We start from the raw sequence: 17318 nt of genomic DNA on the forward strand, positions 1-17318 counted from the left end.
TTAAATGCGCTGTTCATCATTGTTACTAGCTACGGTTCTGGCATCGCAGGCCTCAGCAGATTGCGCATCGGATGCCGATATCGCAGGCTTTGTGCAGGACTACCTCTCCAACACTGCAACTACGGCGCTTGTTCCCGATGGAACCATGGACGACGCGCTTTGTACTCAGGCCAAACTGGTCACCGCGATGGAGCCGCATCTTGGCCCGGTCGTCGGGTACAAGGCCGGGCTGACGAGCAAACCTGCGCAAGAACGGTTTGGGGCGTCAGAGCCGGTACAGGGCGTTCTGTTCCGTAACATGATGTTGGAGGACGGTGCGACCGTCCCAATCCAGTGGGGCGCGCGCCCCGTATTTGAGGCCGATCTGATCCTCGTCGTCAGTGATGCAGCCATCAATGAGGCAGACACACCCGAGGAGGTTATGGCCCATATTAGTTCGGTCCGCCCTTTCATCGAATTACCCGATCTGACGTTGGCCGAGGGTGAACCGATCACGCCAGTCACGCTGACCGCGATCGGCGTAGCGCCAAAATTGGGCATATTAGGATCTGATATTCCGGTTTCCGATCCGGCGGCGATGTCACAGGCACTTCAGAACATGACTGTGACACTCAGTGCGGCAGATGGTGAAGTTCTGGCGCAGGCCCCAGGCGCAGCGGTCATGGACCATCCGGCGAACGCCGCCCTTTGGCTGATGTCAAAAGGTATCGAGTTCAAACCTGGTGACCTGATTTCGGTCGGATCATTCGGGCCATTGTTTCCGCCGGCCAAAGGCAATGGCGGCGCATCGGTGACCTATGACGGTCTGCCCGGCAACCCCACAGTAAGCGTGAGTTTCGAATAGCCTATCGGCGACCCTCGCGCAGCCAACCAGCCAGAAGGAAACCACCAGCCAGCAGCAGAACCAGCCATGGCGGCAGCAGACCGGCCTGCGTCACATCACGGGTTTCATATGCACTGCGTGGTGTCAGACCAATCCAGCCCCGACCTGCAGCGGGACGCCCAGCGCGTACATTGCGGATCGAGGGTAATCCTTCCTCAAGACGGATAACGCCGCCCCGCATCTGCGCTAAAGCAGGTTCCAGAATCTCTCCTGTCGCGATTGTACGCTCGAACTCTTTCGGAGCTGCGGGGCCGAGACCGATAACCGCGGAATGTTCCCCTTCCTGCAGGCGGTAGAGACCGATTTCGGGGCCAAAGTACTGCGCCTCAAACCGTCCCGGAGATATCTCTTCAAGCGTGATCTCAAGCGTATCGCCATTTGGTCGGGTCACGGTAACCGGACCGACCTCATCATTCAGCGTCTGGCGGATGATGCGCATGGATTGGCCATTTGCCTCGGCCCACAGCGCCTCTTCTTCAAGCTCGGGCTCCTTCATCATCCAATGAGCCAGCCTGCGCAGCAATTCCAGCTGCGGCCCACCACCTTCGAAACCCCGGCTCCAGAGCCAGGCATGATCCGATGCGAGCATGGCCACACGCCCCTCGCCCACACGATCCAGCACAAGCAATGGGCGATCATCCAGCCCGGTCATCAGCAACTCGCCCGAACGATGTTTCACATCGATCTGCCGCAACCATGCCCCCCATTCGTCAGGGTTGCCGAGGTTAGAGGTGACGGGATGACGTTCCCCCAGTTCGGTCACCATCGGAACGTAACGTTCTTCAATCACCCGCGCCGTGGGCTGGGCGGGCAGGATAGGCGCCAGAGGAGATCGGAAGATACTGTCGGCGGTTGCGAAATCCGGACCGGCGGCGATCAGAACCGCACCACCTTCGTTGATATAATTGGTGACATTGTCCAGATAGATCGCCGGCAGGATGCCCCGCCGCTTGTAGCGATCAAAGATGATCAGGTCGAAATCGTTGATCTTTTCAAGAAACAGCTCACGCGTTGGGAAGGCGATCAGCGAAAGCTCATCGACCGGCACACCATCCTGCTTTTCCGGTGGCCGCAAAATGGTGAAATGTACAAGGTCGACCGAGCTGTCCGATTTCAGCAGGTTACGCCATGTGCGGCCACCCGGATGCGGCTCACCCGAGACCAGCAGAACGCGCAACCGATCACGCACGCCATTCATTTGAATCAGAGCCGTGTTGTTGCGCTCGGTCAGCTCACCTTCTGCCTCGGGAACCGTGAACTGAATGACATTGCGCCCTCCGTGGGGCAGTGTGATCGGCAATTCAACGTCGACACCGATGGGAATATTGAATTGCTCGGGCGCGCCACCATCCACCGAGATTTCAAGGGGGGCGGTCGTCGCGCCAGCGGGTGATGCACCACTGTCTTCAACCCGAAGGGTCAAGGTGACGGGTTCGCCGATAATCGCGAAAGCAGGCGCATTGCGGACGATCAGGCGGCGATCCCAATCCGTATCACGACCAGTTTGCAAAAGGTGCATCGGTGCTGGCAAATCAGGGGCCTGATCAGCGTCATGTACGATACCATCTGAAACCACCAGAACCCCTGCGACCCGGGCACGTGGTTCTTCGGCCAGCGCTTCGTTCAGCGCAGCCATCACCTGCGTTCCTTCATCCCCATCGCTGTCGCCCACGCGGATGCGACGCAACTCAGTGTTTTCGCGAGATTCGATCTCGGCGGCCAGTTCCTCGGCAGCCTGTGCAGTCTGGTCTGCCCGGTCCGAGAGGGTTTGACTGGCGCTTTCATCCTCGATCATCAGAACGATATCGGTAAGCGGTGCGCGGTCTTCGATCTGATAGACCGGCCCGGATAGCGCCGCGATCACGACCAAAGCCGCCAGCCCGCGCAATGCCCAACCCGACAGGCCACGCCATAGGGCCAGAATGATTCCGAAGACAGCTATCGCAGCGACGATGGCCAGAACCGGCCAGGGGATCAGCGGGTCGAATATAACTGTTCCGGTCATTGTCCCAACCTGTCCAGAAGGGCGGGCACGTGCACCTGATCGGATTTGTAGTTCCCGGTCAGCACATGCATCACCAGATTGACACCAAAGCGATTTGCAAGTTCTCGCTGTCTTTCACCCGCATACCCGCGACCCACCGGCAACAGGGACTGGCCATTACGATCCACAGCCCATGCGCTGGCCCAGTCGTTGCCGCCAATAACGACCGGAGTGACATTGTCGTTGAGATTGCGGAAAGGCATCCCTTCGATCTGCTCAGCGTCCAGAGGAGCCGCCTCGACCCAGACCTCGGTGCCGGAATAACGCCCCGGAAAGTCCTGCAACAGGTAGAACGCACGGGTCAGCACGTGGTCACGCGGAACAGGCTCTAATGCTGGGATATTCAAGGGTGCAGCCAGCTGTTGCAGTTTACGACCGTTCGGACTTGAGGCACCAAATCCGGCAATATCAGCATCACGTGTATCAAACAGGATCATCCCACCCGACCGCAGGTAATTGTTGAGCTTGGCATAAGCCTCGGCCGAAGGTTGCGGCTGGTCAGGCGTGATCGGCCAGTAGAGTAGCGGAAAGAAGGCAAGCTCATCCCGCTCAAGATCCACACCGATTGGTTGGGCAGGCTCGACCGATGTGCGGTAGTACAAAGTCTGCGCAAGCCCGCGCATTCCCGCTTGTGCAACATCATCCACTTGTGTGTTCCCGGTCAGAACATGTGCCAGCACTAATTCCTGTGTGGACTCGACTGCGAACGCGTTCTCCTGAGCTGTTTGCGCATATGCTTCGGGCACGAGGAAAAGTGCGCCCAGCGCAACAGCGGCGGCGCGTGCCAATCCCAAACGGCCCGACAGAGCAAGCGAGGCAATCACGTCTACGGTCAGCAAAAGCAATGCGAGGCTCAGCAAGATGCCTCCGACCGGGGTTTCGGTACTGATTTCCTGCCCTTTGATCGGGACATCTGAGGGCCAAACAATCGGTGCCAGAACATCCTCTTCGGACAGAACATTCAGCGCGAGCTTCTGTTTACCGCTTTCATATAGCCCCGGGCGCAGATCAGGCCCAATTTTCCCGGACACCAGTTCAACCCCGTCGACGCCGCTAAGGTTGCCTGCATCTGACAGGCTGCCGAACCCATCAAGGATTTGGATTGGCTCCCATGTCGTGCCCTGCAGCTGCGTCTCCTGCCGCGATTTGGCGGCTGAGGCGACGGCAAGACGATCGAGCATTTCGACAAACAAGCCCGACAGAGGCAAACTTGACCATTCGGCGTCTGCTGTGACGTGGAACAGGACTACCTGACCCAATCCCAACGCTTTGCGTGTCACCAATGGCGTTCCGTCAGACAGCGAAGCGATGACGCGATCCGCCAGATTAGGGTCTGGTTGCGCCATAACTTGCGTCGTGACAGACACATCTTCCGGAATCTGCAAACCGTAGAACGGAGAGCCCTCGGTAAAGGGTGCCAGTCCCTTGGCTTCTCCCCAACTCATCGCGCCACCGACCGATCGGCCACCGCTGCGCAGGCGCACCGGCAACAGCGTATCCTCTTCGTCTCGGCCCAGATCGCTTGCGGCCATACGTGGCCCGGCGAAACGCAGAAGCAATCCGCCCTGCTCAACCCATTCAACCAATCCGCTCTGTTCGGCATCGGACAGTTTGGCCACATCCGCCAGCACAATCACGTCAGGATTGGCGGGCAGAACCTCCAACAGCCCGCCCTCGACAAAATCAGCAGTCGGGATCAGGACCTGAGTCAGATAATGCAGCGGAGACAACAGCTCGAGCCCTTCGCGGTTCAAAGACCCTGCAATCAGGGCTACCTCGCGCCGTCGCAGGCTGTCATCCGTCAGTGTGACGGTTCCTGCAGATCTCTGTCCCTGAATCTCAAACCGGGTAATCCGAGCGCGCAGCTCCGATGGAAGGGCCAGATCGACCTGAGCCTGCGTTGCGCCGCTTTCAAACTCAACTTCGGTTGATTGAAGAACACGCATGGCACCTGCAGGGTCGCGCCCCTGGGCCAGGACAGTGACATTGCTTGCCGGACCAGGCTCTGACCGCTGCACAGCCAACTGGATCACACCGTCCTGATAGGTTGCGGGTAAAACAGCCATAACCGGAAACTGAGACTGATACACCGTGACCTCTCCACGCGATTGCAGAGCTGCCAGAACCTGATCATGTGCCGAGTAGGACAGTCGATCACTGAACCAATGCGTATCAAATCCACCTTCGACCTGATCAAGCATTTCAATGGCTTGGCCAAGTTGCTCTTCCGTGGGTTGCCACGGCATCGGGATCAGCCCCGGCAAACGTCCACGCCAGGACTCGGCGGCCTGAAACACGGGTGGCTCGGGTTCGGTCAGGCTCAGGATCGATACGGGCCGGCCTGCGCGACCAGCCTCGGTCAGTTGTGCGTCGATCTGATCGAGTGTTGCAGACCAGCGTGTCGCCCCTGCCCAGCTGGCATCCAGCACCAGCAGCAAAGGCCCAGATCCGGTTTCATCTCGCGATGGGTTCAGGACAGGCCCTGCCAAGCCGATGATGATTGCTGCAGCGGCCAGCATGCGCAGTAGCAACAGCCACCACGGGGTACGGTCGGAAACGCTTTCGTCGTCTTTCAGACCCAGCAGAAGCGTAACCGCCGGGAACAGCCGACGGATTGGTGCAGGTGGTACTGCACGCAGGATGAGCCACAGGATTGGCAGGGTCAGAAGACCCAGCAAAATCCACGGCGCAGTAAAGCCGATCCCTGCAAGAACCGTCATCGCGCACCCCCGTCCAGGGCCCGATAGAGCCATAACAGAGCCGCTTGCGCACTATCTCCGGTATGATGCTGACCCAATTGCCAGCCTGTCGCCCGGCACAGTTTGGTCAGCGCGTCCTTTCGCTCGGCCAGACGGTCGAGATAACGTTCACGCAAGTCACCTGCCTTCAGGGTTTCGTGTCTGACGGAACCTCCAACGCTTTCAAAAATCGTGCGCCCACGGTAGGGGAAGGTTTCCTCTCCCGGATCAAGAACCTGAAGCAGAGCTCCACGCACGCCACGATCGGCAGATTTAGTCAGCGCAAGCTCAACTTCATCAAGTGGGCCTAGAAAATCCGAGATGAATACCGCCCGCGCATGCGGGATCATCGCGCGGTGTTCCGGCGGGGAATAGTCGCTTTCGGCATCCTGCGACCAGGCCTGCGCCAACCGTATGATCTGCGCATTGCCGCGCCTGGGGGGAAGGGTGGTTCCGGTCAGGCCAACCCGCTCTCCACCGCGTACCAACAGGATCGCCGTCGCCAAGCCCAACAGCCGCGCACGATCCGCCTTGGTCGGCAAGTTTTTATCCGAAGTGAAACGCATGGATGCGCCCTGATCGACCCACAGCATGATCGACTGGGCGATCTGCCACTCACGTTCGCGGACGAACTGCTGATCCCCCCGGGCCGATCTACGGTGGTCGATCATTCGGCGGCTATCCCCGATTTGTGCGGGGCGGTATTGCCAGAAATCATCGCCCAGACCAGCGCGCCGCCGACCATGATCACCCAACAGAACGGTGCCGGCCAGATGTTCGGCCCGCGCCAAAAGCGGTGGCAGCCGGGACGCCTCGGCCTCAGATCTTTCGCGAAGGGTCAGCGCGGCATTCACGCCGCAGCCTCAGTCCGGACCAGGCCGGCTGCTGTGGTTTCGATCAAGTTTGCAAGGCTGTCGCCACGCGCACGCGCAGCGAAGTTCAGCGCCATCCGGTGGCTAAGTACCGGACGCGCCATGTCCAGGACATCCTCGGTATTCGGAGCCAGCCGCCCTTGCAGCATTGCCCGTGCCCGAACCGTCATCATCAGCGCTTGTGCCGCACGCGGGCCGGGGCCCCAGGCGACGGTTTCGGCAACACGTTCGGAAACACCCGGTTCTTCGGGCCGGAAAGCCCGAACCAGATCGAGGATCAGCTCGACCACGGATTCTCCAACGGGCATTCGCCGCAACAGGACCTGAGCCGCCAGCAGCTCTTCTTTTGTGAAAATCTGGCTCGCCTCATCTTCCTCAACCCCCGTCGTGGCCAACAGAATGTCGCGTTCGGTCTGGCGATCCGGATATTCGACGTCGATCTGAACAAGGAACCGGTCCAGCTGCGCCTCGGGCAGCGGATAGGTACCCTCCTGCTCAATCGGGTTCTGCGTCGCCAGCACATGGAAGGGCACACCCAATGAACGGTCTTCACCAGCCACGGTAACTGTGCGTTCCTGCATCGCCTGCAGCAGGGCCGACTGGGTCCGCGGGCTGGCACGGTTGATCTCATCCGCCATCAGCAATTCACAGAAAATCGGTCCCGGAATGAAACGAAAATGGCGGCTGCCATCCTCGGCGGTATCCAGAACTTCGGACCCAAGGATGTCTGCAGGCATCAAATCAGGCGTAAACTGGATGCGATTTCCGTGCAGGCCCATCACGGTCGACAGGGTCTCGACCAGTCGCGTCTTGCCAAGACCCGGCAGACCGATCAACAAAGCGTGACCTCCACACAAAAGAGAGGTCAGGGTCAGGTCAACAACCCTCTCCTGCCCGATGAAGCGTCGGGTAATCGAGGACTTTGCCTCTTGTAGCTTGTTTTCCAGCGCTTCGATCTCGACTACGAGGTCGGCAGGTTCGGTCATGACTTTCCCTTCCGTGGACTAATATGATTGAAGTGTATCGCGCTGAGAGGAAATGGCAAAAGCAATGAGCGGACAAAAACCTGTGACCCCTTCACCTGATGGTCTGGCAGCCTCAGTCAATGCGGCCAAAACCAAGGGTTTACCCCCTGTTCACCTGTGGAATCCTCCATTTTGCGGCGATCTCGACATGCAGATCAAAAAAGATGGTACCTGGACTTACATGGGGTCACCGATCAATCGGTTCGAGTTGGTAAAGCTTTTTTCTTCAATTCTTAAGAAAGAAGACGGCAAATACTATCTGGTTACCCCTGTTGAGAAGGTGGGAATCACCGTCGAGGATGCTCCTTTCGTCGCAGTGGACTTTGACCGTTCCGGCGACGGTGAAGCGCAGAACCTAAACTTTGCGACCCATGTCGGAGATACCGCCATTGCTGGTGCAGAGCATCCTATTCGCATCGTCATCGATCCGGAAACAGATGAGCCTTCTCCATACATATTGGTTCGTTCAAACCTTGAGGCGCGGATTGATCGCAAGAGCTTTTATCGGCTTGTGGACATCGGGGCGCATCACGATGATTGGTTCGGCGTCTGGTCCGGGGGACAGTTCTTCCCGCTAATCCCATCGGCCGAGCTAGATTCCGTTTAGACCGTTTGCGTGGCCTTCCGATCCTGAGCCAGCACCACGGCCAGCGCAACAATTCCTGCCCCAAGCGCGCGTGTCCAGTTCCATTCTTCACCCAGCATCACCAGTATCACCATCACATAAAATGGGGCGATGTTGATGTGGAATGAACTCAGCGCCACCCCAAGCTTGCTGATGGACGAGACAAACAGAACCTGACTGAGACCAAGGGCAACAAGCGCATAGATCGCCAGCATCCCAGCTTGCTGCATATCAAGCGGGGCAGATGGCACGATCTCGGTACCAATCTGTCCTGCCCCGATCAGCAGAACAGAGGTCACCAGAAGCCCTCCAACAAGGGTGATCGAACTGCGCCCGACCTGACTCAAATCGGGAAAATCTCGCGCGGTTGCCATACCGCCCCAGCAAAACAGAACAGTCGACAGGATCGCGCAGGCAGCACCCAGCCCCAGTTGTTCGGGAACTGCAGCGCTGGTTGCTATCAATCCACCAATGATCGAAGCCACCAAACCAAAGGCAAAATTCCACCTCAGGCGACGCGCTCCGGTGCGTATTTCCAGCAAGGTCGCAATCAGAGGCGCGGAAGAGGCGATGATCGCCACCGTAACCGGGTCAGTCAGCTTCTGGGCAAGAAGCAAAAGAAACATGGCCAGGCCGAAACCCAAGCCACCAACCCACATTGCGCGCGCCCAGCGGGCACGCCGGACGCGGGATGGCCCGTCAACCAGTAGCCAGATCGGTACCATGACCGCCACTGCCAGCGCCAGACGAGCGACAATCAAAGCAATGGGCGGCCAGGTTTGCAACAATATCTCGGCCGCGGGAAAACCGGCAGCCCAGGTCAGCATTGACCCAACAGCCAATGAATTGCCCGACAGCGCTGTACGCCGATCGCCAGACGCAATCAGGGTGTTCCCGCGAACGGGTTCCGGGCTCATAGCCATTTATCCAGACCTTCCACTGACACGGCGCCGATAAAATGATTCGCCGCGATGGCCCGAATGTCCCTGATTTGAAATCGGTGATCTGGCTAATTTTCGACACTCTGTCGTTTTCAGGCTCTTTTGCGAAAAACACCTGACCGCTAAGGTCCGCCCATCGATACCCGAGACGATACATGCCCAAATTTGCTGCCAATATCTCGTTGCTCTTCAAAGAGCTTCCTTACCTTGACCGGTTTCAGGCCGCCGCAAGTGCCGGGTTCAAGGCTGTTGAGATCCTGTTCCCGTACGATCTGGCAGCCAAGGAAACGCGACGCGCTCTCCTGGCGAATGGATTGGAGTTGGTGCTGATCAATGCACCACCGCCGAACTACACCGGAGGCGAACCCGGATATGCGGCCGTCCCCGGCGGAGAGGCTCGGTTTCAATCCGACATACGCCGCGTTCTGCGCTACGCCGATGTACTGCAACCGGGGTTGATCCATGTGATGTCAGGATACGCCGAGGGTTCTGAGGCATTTGATTGCTTTGTAAAAAACCTCCAATGGGCAGCAGATTTCGCACCGCATCAGCAATTCACCATCGAACCTCTTAATCGCATTTCGCAGCCGGACTACTTTCTGTGCGACTACGATCTGGCAGAACAGGTGTTGGATCAGGTCAATCGTCCCAATGTTGGCCTGCAATATGACAGTTTTCACGCGCATATGATCCACGGTAATGCTTTGTCGATCTGGGAGCGGTTTCAACATCGCATCGTTCACGCACAGATCGGCGCAGCCCCGAACCGGTCGGAACCGATACTGGACAGCCCGGGATTCCCGGCGCTGTTTGATGCAATGGACCAGAGAGGCTACGAGGGATGGGTTAGTGCAGAGTACATTCCTTCGGCCAAACGAACCGAAGACACTCTGCACTGGTTGCGCGGGTAATGTGCACAGGCGCACTGGATTTCCGCCATCTGATCACTGCAAATAGGGCGTCGTCTGACCAAGGACCAATCAAATGATACCCGCCCGATTTGCCCACGCCGTATTTGGATTGATCATGTCCGGCCTGATGTCCTGTATCGTCACCGGCATTGCGACGCTGAAAGCGATCGGTTTCGGCCCCTCAACACTCGGTGATTGGATGGCATCCTGGGCATTTTGCTGGCCCATTGCGTTCACAGTCATCCTGTTGCTTGGCCCCGCCGTAAAACGGCTGGTCGGGCGCATGGTCAAGCCTGAGGCCTGACCCGACGCGCAGAGAGCCCATCGGGCTTGATGAGCGGCGCTGCCGAGGTATCAGTGCGCCTCGGCCCAGTTTGCGCCTTGTCCGGCATCCACGCTTAGCTTCACATCCAGCTTCACTGCCGGGTCAGAGGCACCTTCCATCACATCGCGCGCAACGTCGATCACATGAGCCACTGAATCCTCGGCAACTTCGAACAGCAATTCGTCGTGCACCTGCAACAGCATCTTTGCAGGCAAACCGTTGATGGCATCCGGCATCCGCACCATCGCGCGCCGGATCACGTCCGCCGCCGTACCCTGTATCGGCGCGTTGATCGCTGCCCGGCGCGAGAACCCCGCATGCGGTCCCTTGGCGTTGATCTCAGGCGTGTGGATTTTACGCCCGAACAACGTCTGCACATAGCCATGCTCTTTGGCAAAGGCGACGGTGTCATCCATGTATTTCCGAATGCCCGGGAAGCGCTCGAAATAGCGGTCAATAAAGCCCTGCGCCTCGGCCCGCGGGATGCGCAGGTTGCGCGCCAGGCCAAAGCCGGAAATGCCATAGATCACACCAAAGTTGATCGCTTTGGCCTGACGGCGAATATCCGGCGTCATCTCATCCAGCGGAACATCGAACATCTCTGACGCCGTCATCGCATGAATGTCCAACCCATCGGCAAACGCCTGTTTCAAGGCCGGTATATCCGCAATATGGGCCAGAATACGAAGTTCGATCTGGCTGTAGTCAAGGCTGACCAGCACATTCCCCGGCTCAGCAATAAACGCCTCACGAATGCGCCGCCCTTCCTCAGTCCGCACCGGAATGTTCTGCAGGTTCGGATCGGTCGAGGCCAGACGGCCGGTATTGGCCCCGGTAATCGAATAAGAAGTATGCACCCGCCCCGTATCCGGGTTGATATGGGTTTGCAGCGCGTCCGTGTAGGTCGATTTCAGCTTGGATAGCTGACGCCAATCCAGCACCCGACGCGGCAATTCATGTTCGGTCGCCAGATCCTCGAGAACGTCCGCGCCGGTTGAATACTTCCCGGTCTTGCCCTTTTTGCCGCCTTCCAGCCCCATCTTGTCGAACAGGATTTCACCCAGCTGCGCGGGCGAGCCGACGTTGAAGTTTTCACCTGCCAATTCGTGGATTTCAGCCTCTAACCCGGCCATTTTCTGCGCAAAGGCATTCGACATACGGCTCAGGACATCGCGGTCAACCTTGATGCCATACATTTCCATCTGAGCCAGAACAGGCACCAGTGGGCGTTCGAGCGTCTCGTAAACCGTTGTCACCTGAACCTGGTGCAATTGCGGCTTGAACAGTTTCCAAAGGCGCAGGGTGATGTCGGCATCTTCAGCCGCATAGGCAGTCGCCTCGTCAATCGGCACCTTGTCAAAGGTGATCGCGGATTTGCCTGTTCCCAACAGCGGTTTGATCGGGATCGGCGTATGGCTCAGATACCGCTCGGACAGCGTGTCCATACCGTGGCCATGTTCGCCGCCATGCATTGCGTAAGACATCAACATCGTGTCGTCGATCGGTGCGACGGACACCCCATAACGCTTAAAGATCTTGGCGTCATACTTCATGTTCTGCCCGATCTTCAGGATCGACGGATCCTCGAACATCGATTTCAGCAGCGTTAGCGCCTCATCCAACGGCATCTGCCCCTCGGCCAGAGCATCCGAGCCGAACAGATCGTCGCTTGCGCCGTCGCGATGGGTCAGAGGGATATAGCAGGCTTCACCCGGCTCAACGGACAGCGAAATGCCCACCAGATCGGCGATCATTTCGTTCAGGCCGGTGGTTTCTGTATCAACCGCCACCCAGCCCCGCTCGTAGGCCTGATCGATCCACTTCTGCAGCGCAGCCGCATCCCGCACGCATTCATATTTGGACGCGTCGAACGGGATAGCCTCGGCTTCGACCACTTCGGCGACAGGCGCAGGTGCATCAGCAATCACCGGCGCCTCGGCCCCAAGTTTATCGGCGATGCGCTTGGTCAGCGTGCGGAACTCCATTTCCGCCAGAAAACCCAGCAGCGTATCCGGCTCGGGGTCTTTTACCTCAAGATCGTCCAGCGTGAAATCCAGCGGCGTGTTCTCGTCCAGCTGCACAAGCTTTTTTGACAGCTCGATCTGATCGCGCTTTTCGATCAGGGTTTGGCGGCGCTTGGGCTGTTTGATCTCTTCCGCCCGGTCCAACAGCGTTTCCAGATCACCATATTCGTTGATCAACAGCGCCGCGGTCTTGATCCCGATCCCCGGCGCACCGGGCACGTTATCCACGCTGTCCCCGGCCAGCGCCTGAACGTCCACAACCCGTTCCGGCCCGACACCAAACTTCTCGAACACCCCATCCCGGTCGATGCGCTTGTTCTTCATCGCGTCCAGCATCTCGACCCCGTCACCGACGAGTTGCATCAGGTCCTTGTCCGAGCTGACGATGGTGACACGCCCACCCGCCTCACGCGCCTGAACGGCGAGGGTCGCGATGATGTCATCCGCCTCATAACCCTCCAACTCTTTGCAGGCGATATTGAACGCTTTGGTCGCCTCGCGGGTCAGCGGCATCTGCGGGCGCAGATCCTCGGGCATCGCCTCACGGTTGGCTTTGTAGAGGTCGTAAAGGTCGTTGCGGAAAGTGTGCGAACCCTTGTCAAAGATCACCGCCACATGGGTCGGTGCATCCGGACCGGCGTTCCCTTCAACATATTTCTGCAGCATATTGCAGAAGCCCGAAACGGCACCGATCGGCAACCCGTCCGACTTCCGCGTCAGCGGTGGCAGCGCGTGATAAGCCCGAAAGATAAAGGCCGATCCGTCGATCAAATGCAGGTGACAGCCTTTTCCGAATTCGCTCTTGCTCATGCTGGTGCGCCTCATAAGATCGTGGTCATGTACAGTCTGCACGTTTTATCGGCCATCACGTCCGCAACCGCAATCACTCTCATGGCCACATCGGTATCGGCAGGCCCGAAACTGCCTTCCGACTGTGTTGGCACAGTTAACAGCACCTCCAACTGCGCGCCGATTCTGGCATGTCTGGGGGATAGTGGTATCTACTTCACAGGCCGCGCCATTGGCTGGGGAAGCGGCACCCACGCCGGGCGCACCAGTGCTGATTTCGGGTGCCATGGCGAGTGGACGGCAAACGGAAGTTTCGGCTTTGGGGAAGCCACGCTTGAATGCGACAATGGGCTGACCGGGCGCGCCTTTTTCACCTACCAGCATCCGGAAACCGGCACCGCCAGCGGTCTGGGCATGCTCAGCAATGGTGAGTCATTTCACGTTTGGTCCGGCACCAACGTCGATCAGTTTCTGGTCAACAAATATGGCGATATAGATACAAGCGCGCTGTGTCAGAGTTTTGCCAAACCTGGGGTCTGACAAACAATCAAGCCTGTTCCCTGCCCTTCAGCACATATTTGCAGTCGCAATAGGGGCATTCGACCCAGCCTGTGTCTTCGGGAATTTGCAACCAGACGCGCGGATGGCCCAAAGCCCCTTCGCCACCGTCACAGGCGATCCGGCTTTTGTCGACGATCTTGGTTTCCGGCGCTTCGATAGTCATCGCTGGCGATCCTTCACTGGTTGTCGGCCTCGCGGGCATGCATTAGGTGCGTTTATGAGCGATGAGCAAACCGGGGGCAAGGGCCACAGATGACCAACGCGGCGATCAGTATCAAAGGGTTGCGCAAAACCTATCGCGGCGGCAAAGGCCAGCCGGAAAAACACGCGCTCAAAGGCATCGACCTGACCGTTCCCCGAGGCTCTGTCTTTGGTTTGCTGGGACCAAACGGTGCCGGGAAATCCACACTCATCAACATCTTGGCCGGGCTGGTTGTCAAGACGTCGGGTCAGGTCTCGATCTGGGGTCTAGATCAGGATCAGAACCCCCGCCAGTCACGGGCTGCCATTGGTGTGATGCCACAGGAACTGAATCTTGATCCGTTCTTTACGCCACGTGGAGCACTGGAAGTTCAGGCCGGTCTATATGGGGTGCCCAAGTCTGAGCGGCGCAGCGACGATATCCTCGAACTGGTGGGATTGAGCGACAAGGCCGAGGCCTATGCCCGAACCCTTTCGGGTGGGATGCGTCGGCGGTTGCTGCTGGCAAAGGCACTGGTTCATCACCCCAAAGTGCTGGTTCTGGATGAACCAACTGCAGGTGTGGATATCGAGCTGCGTCAAATGCTCTGGACCAATGTGCGTAAGCTGAACGAACAAGGCATGACCATCATTCTCACCACTCACTACCTGGAAGAAGCACAGGAAATGTGTGACGAGATCGCCATTATCAATCACGGTGAAAAAGTCGCGCAGGACAGTACCGCAAATCTGCTGGGACAGATGGACCGCCGGACTATCGTGATCGTCCCCGACGCCCCAATTGCTGAACTCCCAGATTCTGAAGGCGTAACGGCCACTCTGCGCGAAGATGGCAGTCTTGCATTGCATTACCAAAGTAACGCGACAAGCGCCGAGCAAGTGTTGGAGTCCGTACGGGAGGCTGACATCCGCATTCGGGACGTGCGAACCGAGGAAGCTGATCTCGAGGATGTGTTTCTCGCACTCACATCCAACCGATCAGATGATCCCCCGGCCGACGATCAATCGAAGCCACGCCGGGGAATGCACCGCGTCAAACTGTGATCGTCACGCCCGGTCAATCCGCGCCTGATAACAATTGTTCCGCGCCGAACGCACATGGATGTAGGCCACATCCGAACGGGTGAATATCTCGGAGATAGCTGATCCCAGCTGGTTCGTCGGTGCGATGACCCCGGTCCCATAGACGATCCGGTCATCATGCCCGTACCCCTTGATCAGATAGTCGGGGGAAGAGGTCAGCACTTCAGGCATGCCTTCGCTTTCTGAATGCCGCTTACATGGTTTGGCGCAAAGAAAGATCGGACCGGTTTCCGCATAAGGATGTGTCTCTGAAAAAGGCCGATGTGCCAGAATCAACATCTCTTCACCCTCGGGAATATGCTGGAGACAATGGCGACAAGGGTTGCCATTTCCATTCGATATCGCCCGCTCTGGGGCGGTTCCATACGCGTCGGGTGCACCTGTCTGATAAGCGCGGACATCATCGGTTGGCAGGGCAGTTATCTTGTACATCACAGATCTCCTTCGTTACTGCGAAGGTGCCTATGAAGCGGGTTCCAAGCGACCCGTTTCCTGCGCATAGAGGGAAGACCCGCGACAATGCTGCCTCTGTGAGATCGTGCCCGGAATAGCTATCGAGGCGTTATAGCCACATCTCAGGGCAAAACCTCGAAAATGACCAATCCTGTCAGACTTCCCCGCTTTCCAGCGACGCCCGAGCAAATCGCGTCTCAGGTAGAGGCGTTTTATGCACGTGTCCGGCAGGACGAGTCACTTGGACCCGTTTTTGGCAATCATGTCCGGAACTGGCCAGAACACGAAGAAAAGATCGCCGCGTTTTGGCGCAATGCGATCCTGTTCGAACGTTGTTACGACGGAAACCCCCAGCGCGTTCATATCGAACGTTCCGACGTCTCTCCTGAACTCTTTGAACGCTGGCTTGATCTGTTTGAAACTGTGGCCACACAAACGCTGCCACCTGAAACCGCGATTCCGTGGGTCGCTCTTGCCCGCCGCATTGGTGTCGGCATGAAAGCCGGTGTCACTGCCGCGCGGCAACCTGCCGGAGCTCCTCCAATCCTGCGCTGAACAGGCCTAAGTTGTCACAGATTGCGCATGTTAGCGATAAAGTTTGGGCTGTCAGACTCTGTTGATAGGGTTTAAGCAGCATATGGCGACATTGGTTCCCACCGTGTCTGCCACCTAACACGCCGCCATAGATTGCCCGAGGCCGATCAGATGAACAGTCCAAATGCCACCCTTCAGGGCCTTGGTTATGCCTTTCTCGGATTTGCGGTTTTCGCGACACACGACGCGCTGATCAAGTATCTTGGCGCAACCTATTCGGTGTTGCAGATCATTTTCTTCGCAACACTGTTTTCATTTGTTCCAATGGCCGTGACCATACTGGCAGACCGAACAAGTGATAACTTCAGGCCGCGTCACCCCTGGCTGGTCCTTCTGAGGTCGGCCTTGATGGTCGCCTCCATGTCCTGCGCATTCTATTCGTTCTCAGTCCTGCCTCTGGCCGAGGTCTATTCACTCTTGTTTTCGTTCCCACTCATCGTGACGGTATTATCCATTCCAATCCTCGGGGAAGTTGTCCGTGCGCAGCGCTGGGCTGCGGTAGGCGTCGGATTGATCGGTGTTTTAATTGTCCTTCGCCCGGGAGCTACCGAAATCACTTTGGGGCATGTCGCAGCACTGACGGCCGCGTTCTGCAGCGCTTTTGCATCGGTTTTGGTAAGAAAGATCGGAAACGAAGAGCGCTCAGCCGTTCTGATCCTGTATCCTCTGCTACTGGCCATCATCATCATGAGCCTGGCCCAGCCTGCCGTCTATCAACCTCCCTCTCTGACACATCTGGGCATGATGGCGTTGGTCGGAGTTTTCTCGGTGATCGCGCAACACCTGATCATTCTGGCGTATCGGGCCGCCCCTGCCGGTGCTGTGGCGCCGAGTCAGTATACTCAGATAATCTGGGCAACGATCTTTGGAGCGGTATTCTTTGGCGAACGGCCAGATGCGTGGGTTGCTGTCGGGGCCAGTATCATTATTGCTTCAGGTGTATTTGTTGTATGGCGGGAAAGCCGTTCAAACGTGTCACCCAATAAACCAGTGCTGCGCATTCGGTCGCCGCGGGCCGATACAGGTGCCTCTAGGCCGGGTAAATAATACCGTTGCTACCGAGAAGTTCTGACAAATGCCCCATCGCATTTGTTAGATGGCCATATGCCTCGTTTCATCTTGTTGTTCGGTGTTTGGTTTTCACCCGTCGACCGTAGATCCGCTTGTTTCTGACACGTCAAACTGCGAGCGTTCTATGATCTTTTTGTAGGTTTTGACGCGGGAGTATGATTTGAACCTGTGCGCTTCA

At 57.7% G+C, this 17318-nt stretch carries 16 protein-coding genes; 8 read left to right on the forward strand and 8 right to left on the reverse strand.

Features of this window, described 5'->3' with window-relative positions:
• Positions 1 to 4 precede the first annotated feature (4 nt).
• On the forward strand, positions 5 to 844 hold the full coding sequence (locus E1297_RS35520; RefSeq protein ID WP_155146532.1) for a 2-keto-4-pentenoate hydratase: 840 nt from the start codon (positions 5 to 7) through the stop codon (positions 842 to 844).
• A gap of 1 nt (position 845) precedes the next feature.
• Here E1297_RS35520 and E1297_RS35525 read toward each other — a convergent pair whose 3' ends face one another.
• From E1297_RS35525 to E1297_RS35540, 4 genes are read right to left on the reverse strand one after another with little or no spacing between them, the layout of a single operon-like run.
• Positions 846 to 2888, reverse strand: a complete 2043-nt coding sequence (locus E1297_RS35525) for a hypothetical protein (protein WP_155146534.1) — start codon at positions 2886 to 2888, stop codon at positions 846 to 848.
• The gene (locus E1297_RS35530; protein ID WP_155146536.1) at positions 2885 to 5647 is read right to left on the reverse strand and encodes a DUF4159 domain-containing protein; all 2763 of its coding nucleotides are present in this window, start codon (positions 5645 to 5647) and stop codon (positions 2885 to 2887) included. Before E1297_RS35530 ends, E1297_RS35525 begins: the two co-directional genes overlap by 4 nt.
• A complete protein-coding gene (locus tag E1297_RS35535; RefSeq protein WP_209016199.1) occupies positions 5644 to 6519 on the reverse strand; it encodes a DUF58 domain-containing protein in 876 nt (291 codons plus the stop codon). Before E1297_RS35535 ends, E1297_RS35530 begins: the two co-directional genes overlap by 4 nt.
• Positions 6516 to 7523 (reverse strand): MoxR family ATPase, encoded by a 1008-nt coding sequence (locus E1297_RS35540; RefSeq protein ID WP_155146538.1) that lies wholly within the window; start codon positions 7521 to 7523, stop codon positions 6516 to 6518. Before E1297_RS35540 ends, E1297_RS35535 begins: the two co-directional genes overlap by 4 nt.
• Before the next feature lie 52 nt (positions 7524 to 7575).
• Here E1297_RS35540 and E1297_RS35545 point away from each other — a divergent pair, with 52 nt between their 5' ends.
• On the forward strand, positions 7576 to 8169 hold the full coding sequence (locus E1297_RS35545; protein WP_209016200.1) for a DUF1285 domain-containing protein: 594 nt from the start codon (positions 7576 to 7578) through the stop codon (positions 8167 to 8169).
• Here the strand turns inward: E1297_RS35545 and E1297_RS35550 are convergent.
• Entirely contained in the window at positions 8166 to 9104 is a 939-nt protein-coding gene (locus tag E1297_RS35550) for a DMT family transporter (RefSeq protein ID WP_209016201.1), read from the reverse strand. The two genes, E1297_RS35545 and E1297_RS35550, sit on opposite strands and share 4 nt — an antisense overlap.
• 179 nt (positions 9105 to 9283) lie before the next feature.
• Between E1297_RS35550 and E1297_RS35555 the strand changes: the two genes are divergently transcribed.
• Both E1297_RS35555 and E1297_RS35560 read left to right on the forward strand, forming a co-directional pair.
• Complete coding sequence (locus E1297_RS35555; RefSeq protein ID WP_155146542.1) at positions 9284 to 10039, forward strand: hydroxypyruvate isomerase family protein; 756 nt, start codon at positions 9284 to 9286, stop codon at positions 10037 to 10039.
• A gap of 73 nt (positions 10040 to 10112) precedes the next feature.
• The gene (locus E1297_RS35560) at positions 10113 to 10343 is read left to right on the forward strand and encodes a DUF2798 domain-containing protein (RefSeq protein WP_155146543.1); all 231 of its coding nucleotides are present in this window, start codon (positions 10113 to 10115) and stop codon (positions 10341 to 10343) included.
• Positions 10344 to 10393: 50 nt separating this feature from the next.
• On the opposite strand, the gene polA is transcribed toward E1297_RS35560, so the two are convergent.
• Complete coding sequence (gene polA / locus E1297_RS35565) at positions 10394 to 13198, reverse strand: DNA polymerase I (RefSeq protein WP_155146544.1); 2805 nt, start codon at positions 13196 to 13198, stop codon at positions 10394 to 10396.
• Between the two features lie 27 nt (positions 13199 to 13225).
• Between polA and E1297_RS35570 the strand changes: the two genes are divergently transcribed.
• Positions 13226 to 13717 (forward strand): hypothetical protein, encoded by a 492-nt coding sequence (locus tag E1297_RS35570; RefSeq protein ID WP_155146546.1) that lies wholly within the window; start codon positions 13226 to 13228, stop codon positions 13715 to 13717.
• 7 nt (positions 13718 to 13724) lie between these two features.
• Here the strand turns inward: E1297_RS35570 and E1297_RS35575 are convergent, their stop codons facing one another.
• Positions 13725 to 13901, reverse strand: coding sequence for a zinc-finger domain-containing protein (locus E1297_RS35575; RefSeq protein WP_155146547.1), 177 nt, complete (start codon positions 13899 to 13901; stop codon positions 13725 to 13727).
• Positions 13902 to 13990: 89 nt separating this feature from the next.
• Here E1297_RS35575 and E1297_RS35580 point away from each other — a divergent pair, with 89 nt between their 5' ends.
• The gene (locus E1297_RS35580) at positions 13991 to 14983 is read left to right on the forward strand and encodes an ABC transporter ATP-binding protein (protein WP_155146549.1); all 993 of its coding nucleotides are present in this window, start codon (positions 13991 to 13993) and stop codon (positions 14981 to 14983) included.
• Positions 14984 to 14986: 3 nt separating this feature from the next.
• Here the strand turns inward: E1297_RS35580 and E1297_RS35585 are convergent, their stop codons facing one another.
• Entirely contained in the window at positions 14987 to 15454 is a 468-nt protein-coding gene (locus tag E1297_RS35585) for a DUF1203 domain-containing protein (protein ID WP_155146550.1), read from the reverse strand.
• Positions 15455 to 15616: 162 nt separating this feature from the next.
• On the opposite strand from E1297_RS35585, the gene E1297_RS35590 reads away from it, so the two are divergent.
• Positions 15617 to 16030, forward strand: coding sequence for a group III truncated hemoglobin (locus E1297_RS35590; protein WP_155146551.1), 414 nt, complete (start codon positions 15617 to 15619; stop codon positions 16028 to 16030).
• Positions 16031 to 16180: 150 nt separating this feature from the next.
• Positions 16181 to 17116, forward strand: coding sequence for a DMT family transporter (locus E1297_RS35595; RefSeq protein WP_155146553.1), 936 nt, complete (start codon positions 16181 to 16183; stop codon positions 17114 to 17116).
• The last annotated feature ends 202 nt before the right edge of the window (positions 17117 to 17318 follow it).

Source organism: Roseibium sp. RKSG952 (assembly GCF_009711355.1).